Raw genomic sequence first — 19,356 nt, 5'->3', positions numbered from 1 at the left:
TTTAAAGACAGGAAGAACCTCACAGGAATGTGGGCTTATCTGTTTTATACTTGTCTGAAAATATAGGTCTTAATCAAACTTAATCGCCTTGACCGGCTTAATCCTTGCTACAGTAGCCGCAGGTATGAGTATGGCCAACATCGTGAGCAGCAGCGTAACTACGTTCAGCAGTACAATCATACCGAAGTTCCAACTGATGGGCACCGTGTCCATGTAGTAGTTTTCGGGGTCGAGGGGTATGATTTTGAAGTAGTACTGGATGGCGCAGAAGAGCAGGCCGATCAGGTTGCCCCAGAACATGCCTTTCAGCGTCAGGTTAAGGCCGCGGAAATAAAACACCTTCCGGATTTGTGCATCTGTGGCGCCAACTGCTTTCAGCACGCCAATCATGTTGATGCGCTCAATAATCATGATGAACACCGTAGACACCATGTTGAACGTAGCCACAAAAATGATGAGCACCAGGAAAATGATTACATTCTTTTGCAGCAGCTTTAGCCAGTCGAACAGCTGTGCATGGCGGTCTGTTATTTTCTCCAGTTGTAAATCATAGTGCATCTGATCAAACACCTGGTCTGCTACCTGGTCTATCTGGTTATAGTCTTTCAGCACGATCTCTACGCCACCCACCAGCGTGTCGGGCCAGTTGTTGAGTTGCCGTATCAGCCGGATGTCGCCTATCACAAACACCTCGTCAAACTCCTCCAGCCCGGTTTTGTAAATACCTTCTATTTTGAGCTTGCGCGCGCGCGGCGGATTCTGGATAAAGTAAAAAACAGCCTCGTCGCCCACCTTTAGTTGCAACTTGTCGGCAATGGTGCGGCTCACCAGTACCTCCTGCGAAGCTGCCGAATCCGGAAATGAAATCAGGCTGCCGGCCACCAGATTCTGCTGCATCGCCTGTAGATCATAGTCCGCATCCACGCCTTTCAGCACCACGCCCAGCACCTCCTCTTTGGTTTTGATGATAGCCGTTTTGCGCGCGAAGGCCTGAATTTCTTTTATGCCTGAAATAGAATCCGTGATGCCGATGTCTTTGCTGATGGGTGCGCCTTCGAGGGAGTTGTTGGTATCGTACTTGCTCACCTGCAGGTGCGCGCCGAAGCTAAAAATCTTATTCCGGATCTCGCTGCGGAAGCCTTCCAGGATGGCAAACGACACAATCATGATGGCAATGCCTGCTGCTATGCTGATAATTGCTATTTTTGTAACCGACGACGTAAACGAGCCGGCCTGCACTTCAGAAATCTTTTCGGATATATACTTGGAGATGTTCACGCACCTGGTTTTAAACAGCCTTAAAGATAGGTATGAATTTTGACTTCTTCCTTATTATCACGGCGCAGCCTGTAGTTACACCTTATATGTGCTAAAGCAGCCAGACAAAAATACACAGACGTACTTGCTGTATTTCAGTTAGAACATTAATGAATTGGTACATTTACTTATGATGATACAGCCCATACTTATACTTTATACTTCAGCGCTGCTTGCCTTTAACGGCTGCACGCCCAAACCTACGCCGGCCGCTGCTGATGCAACCACGCAAACGGTTGTACCTCCGGCTCAGGCACAGCCTTTAAAAACGGGTGCTGAGCAACTGGATCTATACCTGCCGGTGCTGCAGGGAAAGCGCGTGGGGCTTATCGTTAATCAAACTTCTATGGTGGGCCAGACGCACCTGGTTGATACTTTACTGAGCCGCGGCGTACAGGTTGCCACCATTTTTGCGCCCGAGCATGGTTTCAGAGGCCAGGCCGATGCCGGCGCGCACATCAAAGACGCCAAAGACCAGAAAACAGGATTGCCTATTATTTCGCTCTACGGCAGCAACACCAAGCCCACGCCGGAGCAAATGAAAGGAATCGATGTGCTGGTGTTTGATGTGCAGGATGTAGGTACGCGCTTTTATACCTACAGCAGCACCATGCATTATGCCATGGAAGCCGCCGCAGAAAACAACAAGCCTATTCTGATACTCGACCGCCCCAATCCCAACGGCAATTATGTAGATGGACCAGTGCTGGAACCGGCGCTGAAGTCGTTTGTGGGGATGAACCCGATTCCGATTGTACATGGCCTGACACTAGGCGAACTGGCCAAAATGATAAATGGCGAGAAGTGGCTGGCAGGTGGCCGCCAGGCAAACCTGACAGTGATCCCGGTGGCAAATTATACGCATCAAACGGCTTATACTTTGCCCGTAACGCCCTCTCCAAATTTGCCCAACATGCAGTCCATTATACTTTACCCATCATTGTGCCTGTTCGAGGGAACGACGGTGAGCGTGGGCCGCGGCACGCCTACGCCTTTTCAGGTAATTGGCAGCCCCTATTATACAAAGAAAGACTTTTCTTTTACGCCGCAAAGTATGCCCGGCGCTGCCAGCCCGCCGCACAAAGGCGAAGTTTGCTATGGCCTTGATTTAACGCAGCCTACCGATGCACAGCCTTTCACCCTGGCTTACCTGCTGGAAATGTATCAGAACTCTACCCAGAAAGACAAGTTCTTCAACAACTTTTTTGAGAAACTGGCAGGCACACCCGAGCTGCGGAAACAAATTATAGCGGGCAAAACCGAAGCCGAAATCAGAGCCAGTTGGGAGCCGGCGCTTACCAACTACAAGCAACTCCGCAGGCAGTATCTGCTTTACCCCGATTCTGAATAAATCGTATCACGTAGCACGACTACAGCTTGTATAGAATTTATACCTAAACGGGCAGCAGACTTAATTTAATACCAGATTGTACATGACCAAAGATTTACGCATTGTATTTATGGGAACGCCCGATTTTGCGGTGCCTACCCTGCAAATACTCGTGGAACACAAGTATAACGTAGTGGCCGTTATTACCGCGCCGGATAAACCCGCTGGACGGGGCCAAAAAATGCAGCAGTCGCCGGTGAAGGCGTATGCGGTGCAGGAGGGTATTCCGGTGCTGCAGCCCACCAATCTTAAATCCGATGCTTTCCTGGACGAGCTGCGCAGCTATCAGGCCAGCCTGCAAATTATCGTAGCTTTCCGGATGCTGCCGGAGGTGGTTTGGGCAATGCCGGAACTGGGCTCCTTCAATATCCACGGCTCGCTGCTGCCGCAATACCGTGGGGCTGCGCCCATCAACTGGGCCATCATCAACGGCGAAAAAGAAACGGGCGTAACGTCTTTCTTTTTAAAACACGAGATTGATACCGGCGATCTGCTTTTCCAGTCCCACGTGCCAATCCTGGCGGAAGATGATTTTGGCTCGGTGTATGAAAAGCTGAAGTATGAAGGCGCAAAACTGGCCCTGCGCACGGTGCAGGCCATTGAGCACGATGAGGTGCAACCACTACCGCAAGCGGTAACCGGCAACGTCAAACACGCTCCTAAAATATACAAGGAAACCTGCGAAATCAACTGGAACCAGCCGGCTGAACAAGTACGGAATTTTATTCGCGGCTTAAGCCCCTACCCCACCGCCTGGGCGCGCATCGGCGATAAAACCTTTAAGATTTTTAAAGCGGAAGTTTTGGAGAATACAGCCTATACTTTAGCACCCGGGCAGATCAAGACCGATAACAAGACTTTCCTGCACGTGCAAACAGCAGCCGGCGCTATTGCTATACTTGATTTGCAGATGGAAGGCAAAAAGCGCATGCCGCTGCAGGATTTGCTGCGCGGGTATACTTTTAATGGTTAAATAACTGTTCTGGCTATTCGTTTTATGCTTGTATAGTATGATTGTGATTTATGAAGTATGGGTGCCATTTTGAAACACATAGCTCAAGTCACCGCTGCGCTGAACACTTGCGCCAGATCAGGACAAGCATAACAATTTAACCATTTAACCGTTGAGCTCATCAGCACATTAAAGAATCAGCACATCAAAACCATGATCGCTATTGTAGTTGCCACCGACGAAAACAACGTTATCGGGAAAGATAACCAGCTTATCTGGCACCTGCCCGCCGACCTGAAGCATTTTAAGCAAATCACGATGGGGCACCCGATGCTGATGGGCCGCAAAACATTTGAATCTATCGGCAAACCGCTGCCCGGCCGCACTTCCATCATTATCACCACGCAACAGGATTATACTGCGGAAGGCTGCATCGTGGTGCACACCATACAGGAAGCTATCGATAAAGCGCTGGCACTGGATGAACAGGTATACATAATAGGAGGAGCCGAAATCTACAAACAAGCGCTTCCGTTGGTAGATACAGTTTACCTGACAAAACTTCATCATACTTTTGACGGCGATACCTACTTCCCTGAATTAAAAGAAGCTGAATGGCAGATGGTGTCCGAAGAAAAGCATGCCCCTGACGAGAAAAACAAGTATAGCTACAGTTTCATTGAACTGAGACGAAAATAGTTTTGTGAGTTGAGAGTTAAAGGCTCAAACTTCAAGTTTTAACATACAACTTCCGGCTATCTCAAAATGTACAACTTACCGTAACCGTTTTTAAAGGATTTGTCGCCGGCAGTATAGCGGTGCTTCATATCTTCGTCTATCCGGCTCATTACCACGCGGTAGAGGTATACGCCGTTGGCCAGTTTGTCGCCATACATGTCGGTGCCGTCCCAGGCATATGCTGTTTTGTTGTTGCCGATGCGCAGCGGCCCCATTTCCTCCTTCATAATTTCTTTCACTACTTTGCCCGTTACCGTCATCACCTGAATTTTCATGTGCTCGGGAATGGTACTGCCTGTTAGGGTAAAAATAAACTGTGTTTTGGTTGAGAACGGATTCGGGAACGGGTAAAAGTTGGTAATGCTCGCCTCGCTTATCACCTCAAAGCTGATGCGGTACGGCGAAATCCCTGAAGCCTTTCCAGACACGTCACGTGCGCGCACTTCTATGGTATACCTGCCATCAGCCAGTTTTTCGGGCTTATACTCCAGCCTGAAATCATTTTTCTCATCGGCTGGGTAAAAGCGCACCTGCTGCGGGTTGTTGGCCAACGAAATTTCCTGCTGCTGCCCATCGGGGTCAATCAGAATAACAGACATGGCTGCCGGGTCCTGCAGAAACACCTGTCGGTTTTCATCTTTTAGCACAATGCTGATCAAAGGGCTCGGCGACACCAGCTCGCCGTCCAGGATGTGCACGCCATCAAAAGCCACATCCATAATCGGGTGCAACTTCGACTTCACTTTAAAAGGTACTTCGTAGATGTTGTTGAAATACTGCTGTTCCGGCTGCACGCGCGGGTTCACAAACAGGCTGAGTTTATAATTGCCATCCAGCGAAAGCGTGGGCATGATATAGTTAAAAGTTACTGTTTCATTAGCACCGGCCTGTTTTATTTTAAACCGTGAGGTTGTTGTCTGCCGGCTGTCGCCCGTCAGCGTTACGTTCACGGTCAGCGAATCGGGGAAGGCGGTGTTGGTGATGTTCTGAAAAGCCATTGGCAGGTTTATACTTCCCTGTCCTGCCTGCTCCGTCAGCATTTGTTCGCTCACTTTCACCAAATCAGGGCGGATGACGCCTTCGGGCGCCGGCTCGTAGTATACCAGCCACTCCTTCAGCTGTGGCGCAGTGCGTGCAACGGAGTCTGATACAAAGGCCTTCAGCTTCAGGTTGGGATAAGTTTGCGCATCTATGGCAGCAAGGCTGTACGCTTTTGCATCTGCCTTATCCACCAGCAACTGCTCATAGCCGGCAGTATCTATACCCAATATGCTCAGCTTATACTTGTCGCTGCCATTGGCTTCGATGTTGTGGTATAATGTTTCCCAGCGCAGGGCGGGGCCGATAACGGATGAAGTAATCGTACCGGCCTGCTGCGTCGAACGCAGCGTTACTTTCAGAGAAACAGGCTGCGCGGTAGGCAGGGTGGCGTTGTCGGCAGTGGCCGTGAGTTCCTGTGCTGTTCCGGGTGCCGTGCCTTTCTGGCCTACCAGCGCATACGGGTAGCCGTTCTTCAACTCGTCCATCAGTCCGGAGCCTATACTTTTAAAAGCATTTTTAAGTTCGGCTGAAAAGCTTTCGAAAGGCACTTTGTTAATACTGATAGCGGCAACATAATAACCTTCAGGCACCGCTTCGAGGTAGGCTTTTAATCTGGCCTGGCTGGCGGCTGTGGTTAAATTTATAAATTCGTAGAGTTCGGGCACATGAGAGCAGAAGTCCGTGGGGTAAATGCCTTTCGCCGTGTTCAGCGTTTTGTTATCAATAGCAACCAAGTACAGCTTGGGCGTAGCGCTTGTCGGATCGCCACACCATTCTTCCAGCAAAGGCCTGCCATTCACCGACAATCCATAAGGCGGATCTGTAAATCTCATATCTCCGCCAACTGTTCTGACAGTAACTTCGGCCACTACCGGGCTAAATTCCCATTGGATGTGCTCTTTTCCCGTCTGGTTGATTTTTTCTGTCTGCACCTCTCTAAACTGCCCGGCATGGCTCTGCGACCACCCGCTTTTGCCTCCGTTGATGAACCGGAAAGAGCTGGCAGCCCATATGGTATCTTCATTGGCAGCGTAATGCTGAAAGCGGGCTCTCCAGTAAAATACTGTGCTGTCGTTATTGCTCCCCACCTGCGGCAGGTTTACTTCCCAGGCCGGCAAAAGCGTATTTTCAACTATGCCTGTCTGCCTTACCGGGCTGGTGAAGGCAATTGTAGTATCTATCTCAAAGTAATATCCCTGCTGGTTGAGCTGCGCCTGCGTAGCCTGCGCCACCAGCTTTACCTGCCTTGTATTTACAATGCCGTATGTTGCCGGGCGCAGTGCTACTAAACCGCTTGCCGGGAAATAATGCTGGAAATGCCCGATGTTGTTGTCTTCGTTAAATTCGTCAACCATGCCGGGGGTGTCGAGGTATACATCAAACGTATTCATCCCCAGCGCAACAATTCCCTTGTTGCGCATTGGAATCTCGATCGTGCCTTTCTTAAGTATAGGCTTTACTTTGATGGAATCAAATACGAGCACGGTATTGTCGGCAAGTGTGCGCTTTACCTGCACGTGCACTGAATCAGGAATGGCTTTGCCGAGGTTATCGGTTTCCAGAACAAGGTTAAACTTTTCGGATGCTGCTGTTACTGTAGAAGCGTCTTCGTTAACCACCTTTAGTTCGGTTCCGCTAAACAGATAATCGGGCTTTGCGGGTGTATAAAGTGTTAAAGCCGGGTCGCCCTGCAACACCATTTCCATCACCATCGCCTTTGCTACATCGCTGGTAGTCGATTTCAGTACCCGGCTAATTGTTTCCTGCTGCACGAGGCCAAGCGGTTTGCCATAAAAGGCGGAGTCCTGAAAGGCAGTGGCATAAAAAATACTGGAATACATGTTCAGGAAATTCGGGTAGCCGGCATCCACATGGGCAATCATCGCTACCGCGCCTTTGTCTGCGGTCAGCAGCCAGTCCTCGCCAAAAGAAACGTTGTTCGGCACAAAAGCGTCGCCGGCGCTGCACCCGTTCATCAGCATAACCGGGTATTTGCCTTTATTTTTGTACCCGTTGATAGGAGCAGATGCAAAACCAATGTCCAGATCTGTGATGCCGGGCGCACTGTGCCCGAAAAAAGTAATCAGCGATACGCCATTGTTTACTTCATCCGCCACATTTACGGTTTCCACTACCTCGCTCACATTCTGTCTGTACTTTTCGATGACGGTGGCTCCCAGTAAAGGCCCTTCAGCTATCTCCCTGTATCCACGCAGATAGGCCGCTATCTGGTTGATTTCGCCAGTTGTTTTTCCGCCACCCAACTGCAGTATGTTTTTCCGCCACGGCGCTACCGGCGAAAGAGCTTCGTATTCTTTTACCTTGTTTAAATAATTAATAATCTGCTCGGGGCTGGTAGCGGCCAGGCGGCCCGTGGGCACCTGCGGCACGTAGGAGTTGTTCCTGAAATCGGCTGTAAAAAAAATGTCGGAAGATGGCGAGATGCCGGTGGGCACCAGATCAAGTTCATGTACTTTCGGGTTACGGGCACCTACCTGGTAGAAGCTGAATTTCCCATTTACGGATCGGTAAGTATCCGAGGCATAAGCGAGCCCTTTACCAAGTATAAACAGCTGCCTGGCGCGCGGCGACGTATCTATAAACGCCATCATGTGCCGGACAGCATTGGAAGAGAACTCCCCGTAATGAAACTGATCCACAATCTGATCCATAGGCATGAGGAGCGTGTCGTAACCGCCGCCGGCAGCGGAGGCCCGGTAAGCAGCATATGCAACTGGTGCTGGCAGGCCCGAACCCGCAGCAGGCTTCATCAGCCGTTTGTTGGTGATGATGATATAATTGTGTGCTTCCGGCGCAATTTTCCTGAACTTTATCTCGTCTTTAGATCCGGCGGGCCTGAAAGGTTTGAGGGTATTGGCAAGCAATATTTTGCGCGTGGCAGTACCGCTGTTGATCACAAATCCCTTGCCTGTTCCTGCTGCATATCCTTCTATTCTTACAGGATTATAGGCATCCGTTACATCATAAGCTACCACGGTAGCGGGCAGGTTGCTGTACGCATAGTATGGCGTATCAGACCTGGTTGAATCTGTATAGAAGAACATGCTGTTGCCGGTAAATACCGTTTGCTGAGGATAGGTGACCACGCCGTATGAAAAGCTGATAGAGTTGCCTTGTGTAGAAGTAGGCAGCGGCACTATCTGTAAGGTAATCTTGCCCTGTGCGTTAATTTCTGAGAATGTAATGGGCTGGGTATCTCTTCCAAAGCTAAAGGGATCATACTTGTAAGTTCCCAGTTTCCTGTATCCTCCGGCAGATGCGACGTTTACATCTAAAGTATGATTCTCATTGTAGGCGCCTACCGTAACGAAAGTAACAAATGGCTGCGGCCCCGTCAGTTCCATATTCGTGATACCTGAAATGGTATAGGTGCGGGAATTTTTAGAGTAATTCGACATATAACCCTCCCCTTCATCCATCCAGGGCAACCGGCTTTCGCCATAATTTTTGCCATAGTTATACCTGTCGGTGTTTACATACAGGGCCTTTTGCAGTTGATAGGGCTCGGGCGTGCGGCCTTCTGCTACAGGATTAACTTCCTGCATGCGTTTGCCCCCGGCAGGGTTCACGGTCAGGAAATAAGCCGCTGTATCGGTGTATAAGCTGTAAAGCTGGTGTATCTGATGTTCCGGGTTTTTATACAACTCCCGATCCAGGGCGCCGTCGTTGCGCTCGCCATAAAACTCCAGATAATCCTGTACATCCAGTTTGCCATCCGCTTCTCCGGCTACATAAACCGCCACTTGCCTGCCTCTGCGGAAAAGCTGCAGGTGCTGCGGATTGATGCCCGAAAGCCCCAGGCTGTCCAGATAACCATAACTCAGGCGGTGCAGGCCGCTGTTGGCTACTTTTATTTTATAGTAGGATTGGGAATAGTTAATCCATTCGTTGCCGTAACTGCCCTGGGCCTGTGCGCTCCACGCCGCAAATCCGCTCAGGAACAGAAGTATAGCTACCCAAACCCGCCTGTAATCTGAAATAGTATGCATGAGCCGTTTGTACTGGACAGATTTAGTTGAAGGAATAACCCAGCGACACGATAACGGACGAAGCGCCATTGCCGGAGATAGTATTGCTTTCTTTACCACTTACCCGCGAAAGGGCCAGATCCACGTTGAAACCATTGGTTAAAATACCCACGCCAAAGTTCGGCTGCAGGCGCCTGGTGGTACCCCCATCAAAGTTTATGGTTTCCTGGTAGTTGTTGAGGCCGCCGCGCACGAAAACGGTGTTGGCATAAGCCAGTTCCAGACCGGCATGCGGGTCTACCGACACTACCTCCGATTTTAGCAGCACATTGCGCTTGCCATCAAAAGTAAAATCGATGTCGGTGGCGAGCAGCGCGGAGAATTTATCGGTGAAGTGAAAAGTTTTGCCCACACCCAGCACCACGCGCGGCAGCGTAAGTTCGGCGGTGCTTTCGGGCAGGCCGTTGCCGGTTTGCTGATAGGCTTCCTCCAAGGCTTCTACATTGTGTGTCCAGGCGGTAAAGGTGGTAGTGATGTCTTTGGCCATAATGCCGAACTGCCAACTGCCGCGTTCCAGCTGTGCGCCGGCATCGATGCCGAAGCCATAAGCATTGGCAAACTCGCCTACGTTTCTATAAATAATTTTGGCGCTTGCACCCAGACGCAGGCCCTGCACCAGGTTGCTGCGGCGGGCGTACGAGATCAGCATGGCATAATCTGCTACCGAAAAAAAACGGATGCTGTCGTACTGAATGTAGCCATACTCGTTTTGCAGGCGGCGCGTGTCGGCAATATCATCCACGCCCAAACGGATAACTGAAACAGAGAGCGCACTTGAGGAATCCAGCGGCATGGCAAAACTGGCAAAATCGTTTTTGGCGATACCGGCAAACAGTTCTGAGTGCATCAGCCCTATGTTATACTTATAACCGAGGCGAAGCAGGCCGGCTGGGTTCCAGTATCCGGCTGTGGCATCATCAGCAATTGCCGACTGCACGTTGCCCATGCCCAGCGCCCGTGCCCCCACGCCGATGTTCAGAAACTCGTTGCTATACTTGGGCGTGACTACCTGCGCGGAAACAGCGGACCAGCTTAGCAGCAGACATACTGCAACCACACAGCCAATCAAGAATTTAATCATACTATAGAAATAAAAACTTTTTCATACTTAAAAACCAGTATTGCACTTTATCCGGCTGCTCTATTCAACAAAGTCCAGTCTAAAGTCCTCTTTAAACATCATACACAGTGTTTTACCAGCTTTCAGGACAATTGTATCTTGTCCAAAAATAAGGAATTATCATTATAATCCTGCTGTGCTGATAACCATTAGAAAAAAGTTTCGTAATTATTTTCAATAGTACCTTGCTTTACATAGTACCTTATAATATATTTGCCTCAACATTATAACGGAATCATCATGAAAGTAGAAAACACACAAGTGCAGATGCGGAAGGGAATTCTGGAGTTCTGCATCCTGGAGATTATCTCGCGTGGTGAAGTATATGCGTCCGACATGTTGGAGGAGCTAACAGCAGCCAAAATGATTGTTGTGGAGGGTACGCTCTACCCCCTGCTCACCCGCCTTAAGAACGCGTCGCTTCTCGAATACAACTGGGTAGAGTCTTCCTCCGGTCCGCCGCGAAAGTATTATAAGCTTACTGATACTGGCATCGTCTTCTTAGAACAGCTCCGGGAAACATGGCGCGAACTGGTTGCCTCTACTGAACATATCATCCTAAACAAGAAACGCTAAGTAATTATGAAAAAGAATATAAGCATCAACTTGCAAGGCATCATCTTCCATATAGAAGAGGATGGATATGAGCAGCTTAGCCGTTACCTTGCCTCTATCAGAACCTACTTCTCCAACTATGAAGGGCACGAAGAAATTATAGCCGATATCGAATACCGTATTGCAGAGATTTTCTCCGCGCGGCTGGTGCCCGGCAAGCAGGTTATTTCTCTGGAAGATGTACAATACCTGATTGCTCGCATGGGCGATGTAACCGATTTTGAAGTACTCGACCCCATGGATGATGATATTCCTTATACCACAACAGCCACAGCAGGCGCCGGCACCCGAACAGAAAGCCATACTTACACAGGCCCTAAAAAGCTGTACCGCGATATTACCCACAAAGTAATTGCCGGTGTTTGTGCAGGCATAGCCAACTACCTGAACGTAGACCCGGTTTGGATGCGGCTGTTCTTTATCTTCCTGGTGGCTATTGCGCCGCTCACAGCTGGTATATCGGTGGCTTTTATTGTTATCGTCTATATCATCCTCTGGATTTCGATGCCTCCTAATGATTTGCTGCCCGAAACCACTGTTAAAAAGCTGTTCCGCGATCCCGAGGACAAGAAGCTGGCCGGCGTTTGTGCCGGTATAGCCAAATACTTCGGCGTAGATGTGGCTGTAATCCGCATTATATTTCTGGCCCTTATTTTTGCCGGTGGCTTTGGCCTGATTGCTTACATCGTGCTGTGGATAGCTGTGCCTGAAGCTGTTACGCTTACCGAACGCATGCAGATGCAGGGCGACCCGGTAACGCTGGCGGGTATAGAAAAAACGCTGAAAGACAACCTGAACATGAAGGACAGCAACGGCCAGGAAAGCACACTTGCCAGGGTTATACTCCTGCCTGTACGCCTGATTTCCCAGATTTTCAGTTGGTTGGGCAGAGCACTGGGCCCTATACTTGCCTTCCTGATTACGTTAATCAGAATCGGGGCAGGCGTGTTTTTACTGGTGCTTGCCATCGGGCTCACCATTGCCCTGCTCACGACTCTGTTTTATACCTTAGGGTGGATTGCTGAACCTCAGAATATTTCTTTTGGCGATTATCCGGCCTCCGTGTTTCTGGAGGGGTTTCCCCGGCTCGGCTTGGTGGCAGGCTTCTTTGTAGGCATTATTCCCTTGATTCTGCTGATGTTCCTGGGCATTGGTTTACTGACAAAACGTTTCTTTCTGCGCGCCATAGTGGGCTGGTCGATGTTCGGCTTATGGTTGGTAAGCGTATTTATATTGATTCTCTGCATCGCTTCGTATGCCGGTAATTTTAAGCGCTCCGGCGAAGTTATCACAAACAGAATTATACCTGTGAGCAATTACGAAACGCTGACGCTGGATGCCTACGATATCAACACCGATTATGACAACATATATGTGGATGTGCGTGAAGCTGACGGAGACAATGTAGAGATCATCCAGAATGTAGAAGCCAAAGGCCGGACTGAGGCGCAGGCGCAGGCCAATGCCCGCATGATAACTTACCGCGTGGTGCAGAAAGACTCCGTACTCCGCTTCGACAACGGCTATGAATTTAAGCCGGGCGCTGCCTACCGTGATCAGGATTTGGAAATAAAGCTCCTGCTGCCGAAAAACAAGAAGCTGCGGCTGACAGAAGACTTTGTGAACATGCTGCCCGGCGCCACTTTCGACCAGGACTACAGCCACGAGAAGATTGCGCGTAACACCTGGCAGGTAAAAGGCGATATGCTGACCTGCCTCACCTGCGCCACCGACACACTCGACACGGAGAATGACAATAACCGGAATGACGATGATTTTAACATCAACATGGATGTAGATGCCTTTAGCGATGGCGAAAGCGTGCTGCTGGATGAGAGCGCGTACAGCGAAAACGTCCGGAACTTCAACTATAGCAACTTCGAGCACATCAGCATCGGCGGCCCTTACCACGTGCAGCTAACGCAGGGCGGTAACTACAGCGTGCGGGTGCACGCCAGCAACGAGGAAATGGACAAAATGGAAATAAAGCAGAATGGCAACGAGCTGGTTATAAGCTACGAAGACAATACCATTAACCTGTTCGACGATCGGGAGCCTATCCTTATTCAGATTACCGCGCCAAACATCAACGAAATAGACCTGAGCGGCGCCATTAAAGCCGACGTAAACGGCATCACCAGCAACAACCTGGATGTGAGCCTGACGGGAGCAACCAAAGCAGCATTTAATGTACGCACCCAAAACCTCAAAGCTGATATTACCGGTGCATCAGCCAGCAGATTTGTGGGCCATACGGATGTATTTGATTTAAATGCAGCCGGCGCATGCAGCATAGATGCAGGACAGATGTCGGCCACGCAAGTAGAGGTTGATGCCGCTGGTATGACTGTAGTTGAGGTATACGTTACCTCTGAATTACGAGCCGAAGCTTCCGGTGCCAGCCAGATAAAGTATGATGGCAATCCTGGTATTACCCGCATCAACGCTAACGGCGCCAGCAAGGTAGAACATAAGTAATAATCTAAACCGGTTTATACTTCGATGTTTGTCAAAGTATAAATTAAATTAAGCAAAATGGAAGCGGGCTGAACCATAGTTATTACCGTTCGGGCCGCTTCCAAAAATCTGCCGCTATTAGTACAAAATAAAACTATATAAGAACCAACATGCTTTTTATCTTAGGCAAAGTAAGCAGTTCTAAAAAGATACCCGCTGTTGTGCCTGCATGTGAGCCAAGGCGCTGGATAGAGAAGCCCACTGGCACAGACACTCGCGGGAGCTGAACACGCCGCAAGGTCTTTGGAACAAATGTTCCTTAAGTATAAGCCACACCACAAGCGAGGGCATGAGTTTAATAAAATAGTTGTTTGTTTAGTTGTTTGATGAGTGAACCTGGCGAAGCCCCATTTCCTTTCCTTTCTGCAGCAGGAAGGTATGGGCTTCGTCAAACTCATTTTTGACCTTGCCTTCCAGTATCGCTTCTGTTAGCATTTCTTTCAGCTCGCCTACAGTTTTAGAAGGTTTGAGCCCGAACGTATCCATGATCACCTCACCTGTTATTACCGGCTGGAAGTTGCGCAGCTTATCACTTTCTTCTACTTCTACCAGGCGTTTCTCTACTTTATCGAAGTTCTGCAGGTAGCGCTTTACTTTGGTGTCATTTTTAGAGGTAATATCGGCACGGCAGAGGGCCATCAGGGCATCCACATCATCGCCCGCCTCAAATAAAAGCCTGCGGATAGCCGAATCTGTTACGGTATCTTTCACCAGTGCAATAGGGCGCAGGTGCAGGCGCACCAGCTTCTGCACAAATTTCATGTGCTCATTCAGGGGCAGTTTCAGGGCGGCAAACAGTTTGGGCACCATGCGCGCGCCGCGGTCCTCATGCCCATGAAACGTCCAGCCTACTTTTGGGGAATAGCGCTTGGTATCCGGCTTGGCGATGTCGTGGAGTATCGCCGCCCAGCGCAGCCACAGGTCTTCCGAAACCTCGGCCACATTGTCGAGCACCTGCAGGGTATGGTAAAAATTATCTTTATGCGCGTTGCCGTTTATAGTTTCCACGCCCTGCAGTTCCACCATTTTCGGGAAGATGAGGTGCAGCAAACCCGATACATACAGCAGCTTAAATCCGTAACTTGGCGTAGGCGAAAGTATAATTTTATTCAGTTCATCCGTAATCCGCTCCTGCGATACAATTTTGATGCGTTCTTTATTATCGATAATCGCGTCAAAGGTGTCCGGGTGAATGTCAAAGCCGAGTTGCGAAGCAAAACGGATGGCGCGCATCATCCGCAAAGGGTCATCGGAAAACGTGATGCCGGGCGCCAGTGGCGTGCGTATAATTTTACGCTTCATGTCTTTAAGGCCGTCAAATTCATCTATCAGCGCGCCATAGTTGTGTTCATTCAGGCTGATAGCCAGGGCATTAATGGTAAAATCGCGGCGTTTGAGGTCGTCGTCCAGCGTACCCTGCTCCACTTCCGGCTTGCGCGAGTGCTCACGGTACGATTCTTTCCGGGCGCCTACAAACTCTACCTCCCACTCCCCGGCCCGCAGCATGGCTGTCCCAAAGTTTTTGAAAACGGTAACCTTTGGCTTGTTCGGCAATAACTGCGAAGCCATACCTGCCAGGGCAATGCCATCACCCACACATACCACGTCAATGTCTTTGGAAGGCCGCTTCAGCACCAAATCGCGTACAAAGCCGCCAATTACATAGGCATCAGTCCCCAGCGCGGCGGCAGCTTCAGCTATAACGGCAAAAATCGGGTGCTCAGGTAATTGTACTTTGTCCATCTTTAGAATCAAACCCCGGGCTACAGTGGCGCCGCCCGAGGTGCAAAAATAAGGGAATAAATCGAAACGATGATGTAGGGCCATGTCGCGGCCTGTCCCTATGACCGCAATACGGTTTGTGTACCGTCCGGCTCTATTTTAACGATACGGGAAGGTTTTGCCTCTACTTTTTCCTCCTGACGCCAGCGCACCACATGATCTACACGCTGTTTTATACTTTCGGAGACATCGGCAAAGGAAACTGCTGCCGGTTTGCCGCTCACATTGGCCGAGGTAGAAATAATGGGCCTGCCAAACTGGCGAATCAGCTTGTGGCAAAATTCATCATCCGTAATCCGGATGGCTACGGTGCCGTCATCGGCAATTACTTCCTGCGGCAGGTTCTGCGCCCCCGGAAGCACATAGGTGGTTGGCCGTTCCTGTTGCGCCGGCAGTTTTTCAAAACCTTCCGGCAACTCCTTCACATAATGCCGCAGCATATCTGTATCCGCCACCAGTACAATCATCGTCTTCGATTCGGGCCGCTCCTTTATCTCAAATATCTTCCGGACAGCCTTTGCATTTTCCGCATCGCAGCCAAGCCCCCACACCGTATCGGTGGGATATAGTATCACATTGCCCATCAGCAACTCTTCCTCAGCCGCCTGTATTTCTTTCAGAAACTGGTTCATATTTTTATGTTAAGGTTGTTCGTTGATCGTTGTTAGTTAATCGTAGAACTCCGGATAACAGATAACGATTAACGCATAACGACCTACCGTATCTCCTGCGTCAGTTCTATCAGCACGCCGTTGGCGCTTTTGGGGTGCACGAAACATACCAGCTTGTTGTCGGCTCCTTTTTTAGGTGTTTCGTTTAGCAGCGTAAAACCTTCCTGCTGCAGGCGGGCCATTTCCGCTGTAATATCTTCTACTTCAAAAGCGATGTGATGGATGCCCTCACCGCGTTTCTCAATAAATTTACTGATGGCGCTGTTGGGAGTAGTGCCTTCCAGCAGTTCTATTTTAGAACCGCCTACTTTAAAAAATGAGGTATTTACGCCCTCTGATGCTACTTGTTCTGACTTATACGGCTCCGTGCCCAGCAGCTTTGTGTATAAACTATTTGCCTCACTGCAGTTTCTGACAGCAATTCCGATATGTTCTATATTCAGCATTTTTAATTTGTAATTAGTCTAAGTAACCTTTTTTATGTAAATTTGCATGATTTCAAAACTAATAATTTATACAGACTGTTACTAAAACAGGACGAAAGAGATAAATAAAACAGTGCTATGCTAACACTACCTATATACCTGGATAACAACGCTACTACACCCCTGGACCCACGCGTGCTGGAGGCCATGCTGCCATACATGACTAAAATGTTTGGCAATGCTGCTTCCCGCAACCACGCATTCGGCTGGCAGGCAGAAGAAGCCGTTGATTATGCCCGCGACCAGATTGCGGCGCTGATTAATTGTTCTCCAAAAGAAATCATCTTTACCTCCGGCGCTACAGAGTCTGACAACCTGGCTATCAAAGGTGTGTATGAGATGTATGCCTCCAAGGGCAACCACATTATCACCGCCACTACCGAGCACAAGGCGGTACTGGATACCTGCAAGCACATCGAAAAGATTGGCGGCAAGGTAACGTACCTGCACGTAGATGACAAAGGCCTGATTGACCTGAAGCAACTGGAAGAAGCTATCACGGATAAGACTATCCTGATTTCTATCATGTATGCCAACAATGAGGTGGGTGTTATTCAGCCGGTTCGTGAGATTTCTGCTATCGCCAAAAAGCACGGCATTTTGTTCTTTACTGACGGCACGCAGGCTGTTGGTAAGATTCCGGTAGACGTTGAGGCAGACGGCATCGACATCATGGCCTTCTCGGCGCATAAAATGTATGGCCCCAAAGGTGTTGGTGCCCTGTATGTGCGCCGCAAGAACCCGCGTGTAAAAGTTACGGCCCAGATGGACGGCGGCGGACACGAGCGCGGGATGCGTTCCGGAACCCTGAACGTACCCGGCATTGTTGGTTTAGGCAAGGCTGCCGAACTGGCTAAGCAGGAAATGGAAGCAGATACTGCCCGTATCTCGGCCATGCGCGACCGCCTGGAACGTGAATTGCTGACCATTGAGGAATCTTATGTGAATGGCTCTACTGAACATCGCTTGCCTCATGTATCGAATATTTCGTTTAAGTATGTAGAGGGCGAAGGTTTGATGATGGGCGTGAAAGACCTGGCCGTATCGTCCGGTTCGGCCTGTACGTCAGCTTCCCTGGAGCCTTCTTACGTGCTGAAAGCTTTAGGCTTAAGTGATGATTTGGCGCATTCTTCGCTGCGTTTCGGACTGAGCCGCTTCACAACAGAAGAAGAAATCAACTACGCCATCGACCACGTAAAAGAGGCTGTATCGAAGCTGCGCGAAATGTCGCCGCTGTGGGAGATGTACAAAGAAGGCATCGACCTGAACTCTATTGAGTGGGCAGAACACTAAAATCTATTAAGAATTAGAAACCGCGAACGGTAGCGAAACCAAATCATGCTTCGTAGGTTCTAATTCAATTCGGAATTCTTAATTAATAATTCGTAATTAAAAAAGCTATGGCTTATTCAGATAAAGTAATCGACCATTATAACAACCCGCGCAACGTGGGTACGCTTGATAAGGCAAAAACCAACGTGGGTACTGGTTTAGTAGGTGCTCCGGAATGTGGCGACGTGATGCGCCTGCAGATTGAAGTAGACGAAAACCAGATCATCACCGATGCCAAGTTCAAGACTTTCGGCTGTGGTTCTGCTATCGCTTCTTCTTCTCTGGCAACAGAATGGCTGAAAGGCAAATCTGTTGACGAAGCACTCACTATCGACAACATGGATATTGTGGAAGAACTGGCTTTGCCGCCTGTAAAAATTCACTGCTCTGTGCTGGCTGAAGATGCGATTAAAGGCGCTATTAACGACTATAGAGTGAAGAACGGTTTGCCGGAACTGCAACTGCCAAAGTCTCACCACTAAGCCGCCGGCTTGATGGTGTCATCGACAGCGGTGCATCCGGAAAGTGCGCGCCAGCAGCAGATAGAGAGTTCCTTAAGTATAAGGGGCGGCAGCCTGTTGTTCGGGTGAGTTCAGGAAGATTGAGCACAAAGTGCGCCTCGACCTGCTAACGGTAAATCCGTGGCATCACCAGTCTTTCCTGTTTCATTTGGCGACAGGATATGATCGGGTGGAAGCGCTCCGCAAAATGCTGGCGTATGTGCAGAATTTCCGTGACAAGGAAAGCCCATACACGGTGCAATGGATGGCGCGTATTGAGAAGGACCTGAATACTTCTTACTTCCGGGCACATACCATGTATGAGACGCCCGACAAATTATACTATGGCCGGGACATGAACACCATCACCGTTTTTAGCGTGGTGCTGAATCCTGTCTCCTAAATTATAAGTATCATGATTACAGTATCAGACAAAGCAAAAGAAAAAGTTGTGAAGCTGAAGCAGGACGCGCAGCTCGACGATTCGTTTCGTTTGCGTGCCTCTGTGGCAGGCGGCGGTTGCTCCGGTCTTTCTTACAACCTGGACTTCGATGATGAAGTGAAGCCCATGGATCAGGAGTTTGAGGACAAAGGCGTGAAAGTGGTGGTTGATATGAAAAGCTTTTTATACTTAGCCGGCACCGAACTCGACTTTTCCGACGGACTGAACGGCAAAGGCTTCTTTTTCAACAACCCCAATGCCACCCGCACCTGCGGCTGCGGCGACAGTTTCTCGGTGTAACAATCAGCACCAGATATAAAAAAGAGGAGGGCAGCTAAAGTATAGCTGCCCTCCTCTTTTTTATACTTATAAATCCTTCTGGCTGTTCTGTTTTGTGCTGCTCTT

General features: G+C 49.4%; 15 protein-coding genes. 9 read left to right on the top strand and 6 right to left on the bottom strand.

Annotated elements, in window-relative coordinates:
• Positions 1–69: 69 nt before the first annotated feature.
• Positions 70–1,278, bottom strand: coding sequence for an ABC transporter permease (locus I2I11_RS18940; protein ID WP_196269317.1), 1,209 nt, complete (start codon positions 1,276–1,278; stop codon positions 70–72).
• A gap of 172 nt (positions 1,279–1,450) precedes the next feature.
• On the opposite strand from I2I11_RS18940, the gene I2I11_RS18935 reads away from it, so the two are divergent.
• The 3 genes from I2I11_RS18935 (at position 1,451) to I2I11_RS18925 (ending at position 4,358) form a co-directional block, all read left to right on the top strand.
• Positions 1,451–2,668, top strand: coding sequence for an exo-beta-N-acetylmuramidase NamZ family protein (locus tag I2I11_RS18935; RefSeq protein ID WP_196269380.1), 1,218 nt, complete (start codon positions 1,451–1,453; stop codon positions 2,666–2,668).
• A gap of 82 nt (positions 2,669–2,750) precedes the next feature.
• A complete protein-coding gene (fmt, locus tag I2I11_RS18930) occupies positions 2,751–3,680 on the top strand; it encodes a methionyl-tRNA formyltransferase (protein WP_196269316.1) in 930 nt (309 codons plus the stop codon).
• A 192-nt stretch (positions 3,681–3,872) separates the two neighbouring features.
• Positions 3,873–4,358: a dihydrofolate reductase gene (locus I2I11_RS18925; RefSeq protein ID WP_196269315.1), complete on the top strand. Its 486-nt coding sequence runs from the start codon at positions 3,873–3,875 to the stop codon at positions 4,356–4,358.
• A gap of 56 nt (positions 4,359–4,414) precedes the next feature.
• On the opposite strand, the gene porU2 is transcribed toward I2I11_RS18925, so the two are convergent.
• Together porU2 and I2I11_RS18915 are read right to left on the bottom strand one after the other, a co-directional pair.
• Entirely contained in the window at positions 4,415–9,448 is a 5,034-nt protein-coding gene (gene porU2 / locus I2I11_RS18920) for a putative type IX secretion system sortase PorU2 (RefSeq protein ID WP_196269314.1), read from the bottom strand.
• A 22-nt stretch (positions 9,449–9,470) separates the two neighbouring features.
• Positions 9,471–10,568 (bottom strand): putative type IX sorting system protein PorV2, encoded by a 1,098-nt coding sequence (locus I2I11_RS18915; RefSeq protein ID WP_196269313.1) that lies wholly within the window; start codon positions 10,566–10,568, stop codon positions 9,471–9,473.
• Between the two features lie 279 nt (positions 10,569–10,847).
• On the opposite strand from I2I11_RS18915, the gene I2I11_RS18910 reads away from it, so the two are divergent.
• Positions 10,848–11,183: a PadR family transcriptional regulator gene (locus I2I11_RS18910; RefSeq protein ID WP_196269379.1), complete on the top strand. Its 336-nt coding sequence runs from the start codon at positions 10,848–10,850 to the stop codon at positions 11,181–11,183.
• Positions 11,184–11,189: 6 nt separating this feature from the next.
• Entirely contained in the window at positions 11,190–13,700 is a 2,511-nt protein-coding gene (locus I2I11_RS18905) for a PspC domain-containing protein (RefSeq protein ID WP_196269312.1), read from the top strand.
• A gap of 354 nt (positions 13,701–14,054) precedes the next feature.
• On the opposite strand, the gene I2I11_RS18900 is transcribed toward I2I11_RS18905, so the two are convergent.
• The 3 genes from I2I11_RS18900 to mce form a co-directional block, all read right to left on the bottom strand.
• A complete protein-coding gene (locus I2I11_RS18900) occupies positions 14,055–15,482 on the bottom strand; it encodes a CCA tRNA nucleotidyltransferase (protein ID WP_196269378.1) in 1,428 nt (475 codons plus the stop codon).
• Between the two features lie 98 nt (positions 15,483–15,580).
• Positions 15,581–16,153: an L-threonylcarbamoyladenylate synthase gene (locus tag I2I11_RS18895; RefSeq protein WP_196269311.1), complete on the bottom strand. Its 573-nt coding sequence runs from the start codon at positions 16,151–16,153 to the stop codon at positions 15,581–15,583.
• Between the two features lie 83 nt (positions 16,154–16,236).
• Positions 16,237–16,638 carry a methylmalonyl-CoA epimerase gene (mce, locus tag I2I11_RS18890; protein WP_196269310.1) on the bottom strand — a complete coding sequence of 134 codons (402 nt, stop codon included), beginning with the start codon at positions 16,636–16,638 and terminating at the stop codon, positions 16,237–16,239.
• A 117-nt stretch (positions 16,639–16,755) separates the two neighbouring features.
• On the opposite strand from mce, the gene I2I11_RS18885 reads away from it, so the two are divergent.
• The 4 genes from I2I11_RS18885 (at position 16,756) to I2I11_RS18870 (ending at position 19,251) form a co-directional block, all read left to right on the top strand.
• On the top strand, positions 16,756–17,970 hold the full coding sequence (locus I2I11_RS18885; RefSeq protein WP_196269309.1) for an IscS subfamily cysteine desulfurase: 1,215 nt from the start codon (positions 16,756–16,758) through the stop codon (positions 17,968–17,970).
• Positions 17,971–18,077: 107 nt separating this feature from the next.
• On the top strand, positions 18,078–18,491 hold the full coding sequence (iscU, locus tag I2I11_RS18880) for a Fe-S cluster assembly scaffold IscU (protein ID WP_196269308.1): 414 nt from the start codon (positions 18,078–18,080) through the stop codon (positions 18,489–18,491).
• Positions 18,492–18,621: 130 nt separating this feature from the next.
• Complete coding sequence (locus I2I11_RS21340) at positions 18,622–18,912, top strand: hypothetical protein (RefSeq protein WP_370583017.1); 291 nt, start codon at positions 18,622–18,624, stop codon at positions 18,910–18,912.
• A gap of 12 nt (positions 18,913–18,924) precedes the next feature.
• Positions 18,925–19,251, top strand: coding sequence for a HesB/IscA family protein (locus tag I2I11_RS18870; protein WP_196269307.1), 327 nt, complete (start codon positions 18,925–18,927; stop codon positions 19,249–19,251).
• Positions 19,252–19,356: the final 105 nt, after the last annotated feature.

The sequence above is a fragment of the Pontibacter rufus genome (assembly GCF_015694705.1).
GTDB classification, from domain to species: Bacteria; Bacteroidota; Bacteroidia; order Cytophagales; family Hymenobacteraceae; genus Pontibacter; species Pontibacter rufus.
Note: the sequence above shows the minus strand (reverse complement) of the source record. Positions and strands in the feature narration are given on the sequence as shown.

What these genes read in the sequence shown, in the direction of transcription:
- mce (WP_196269310.1), bottom strand. Translation starts at nt 16,638, where the DNA reads ATGCTGAATATAGAACATATCGGAATTGCTGTCAGAAACTGCAGTGAG.
- I2I11_RS18885 (WP_196269309.1), top strand. Translation starts at nt 16,756, where the DNA reads ATGCTAACACTACCTATATACCTGGATAACAACGCTACTACACCCCTG.
- iscU (WP_196269308.1), top strand. Translation starts at nt 18,078, where the DNA reads ATGGCTTATTCAGATAAAGTAATCGACCATTATAACAACCCGCGCAAC.
- I2I11_RS18910 (WP_196269379.1), top strand. Translation starts at nt 10,848, where the DNA reads ATGAAAGTAGAAAACACACAAGTGCAGATGCGGAAGGGAATTCTGGAG.
- I2I11_RS18900 (WP_196269378.1), bottom strand. Translation starts at nt 15,482, where the DNA reads ATGGACAAAGTACAATTACCTGAGCACCCGATTTTTGCCGTTATAGCT.
- I2I11_RS18895 (WP_196269311.1), bottom strand. Translation starts at nt 16,153, where the DNA reads ATGAACCAGTTTCTGAAAGAAATACAGGCGGCTGAGGAAGAGTTGCTG.
- I2I11_RS18870 (WP_196269307.1), top strand. Translation starts at nt 18,925, where the DNA reads ATGATTACAGTATCAGACAAAGCAAAAGAAAAAGTTGTGAAGCTGAAG.
- I2I11_RS18935 (WP_196269380.1), top strand. Translation starts at nt 1,451, where the DNA reads ATGATACAGCCCATACTTATACTTTATACTTCAGCGCTGCTTGCCTTT.
- fmt (WP_196269316.1), top strand. Translation starts at nt 2,751, where the DNA reads ATGACCAAAGATTTACGCATTGTATTTATGGGAACGCCCGATTTTGCG.
- I2I11_RS18915 (WP_196269313.1), bottom strand. Translation starts at nt 10,568, where the DNA reads ATGATTAAATTCTTGATTGGCTGTGTGGTTGCAGTATGTCTGCTGCTA.
- porU2 (WP_196269314.1), bottom strand. Translation starts at nt 9,448, where the DNA reads ATGCATACTATTTCAGATTACAGGCGGGTTTGGGTAGCTATACTTCTG.
- I2I11_RS18905 (WP_196269312.1), top strand. Translation starts at nt 11,190, where the DNA reads ATGAAAAAGAATATAAGCATCAACTTGCAAGGCATCATCTTCCATATA.
- I2I11_RS18925 (WP_196269315.1), top strand. Translation starts at nt 3,873, where the DNA reads ATGATCGCTATTGTAGTTGCCACCGACGAAAACAACGTTATCGGGAAA.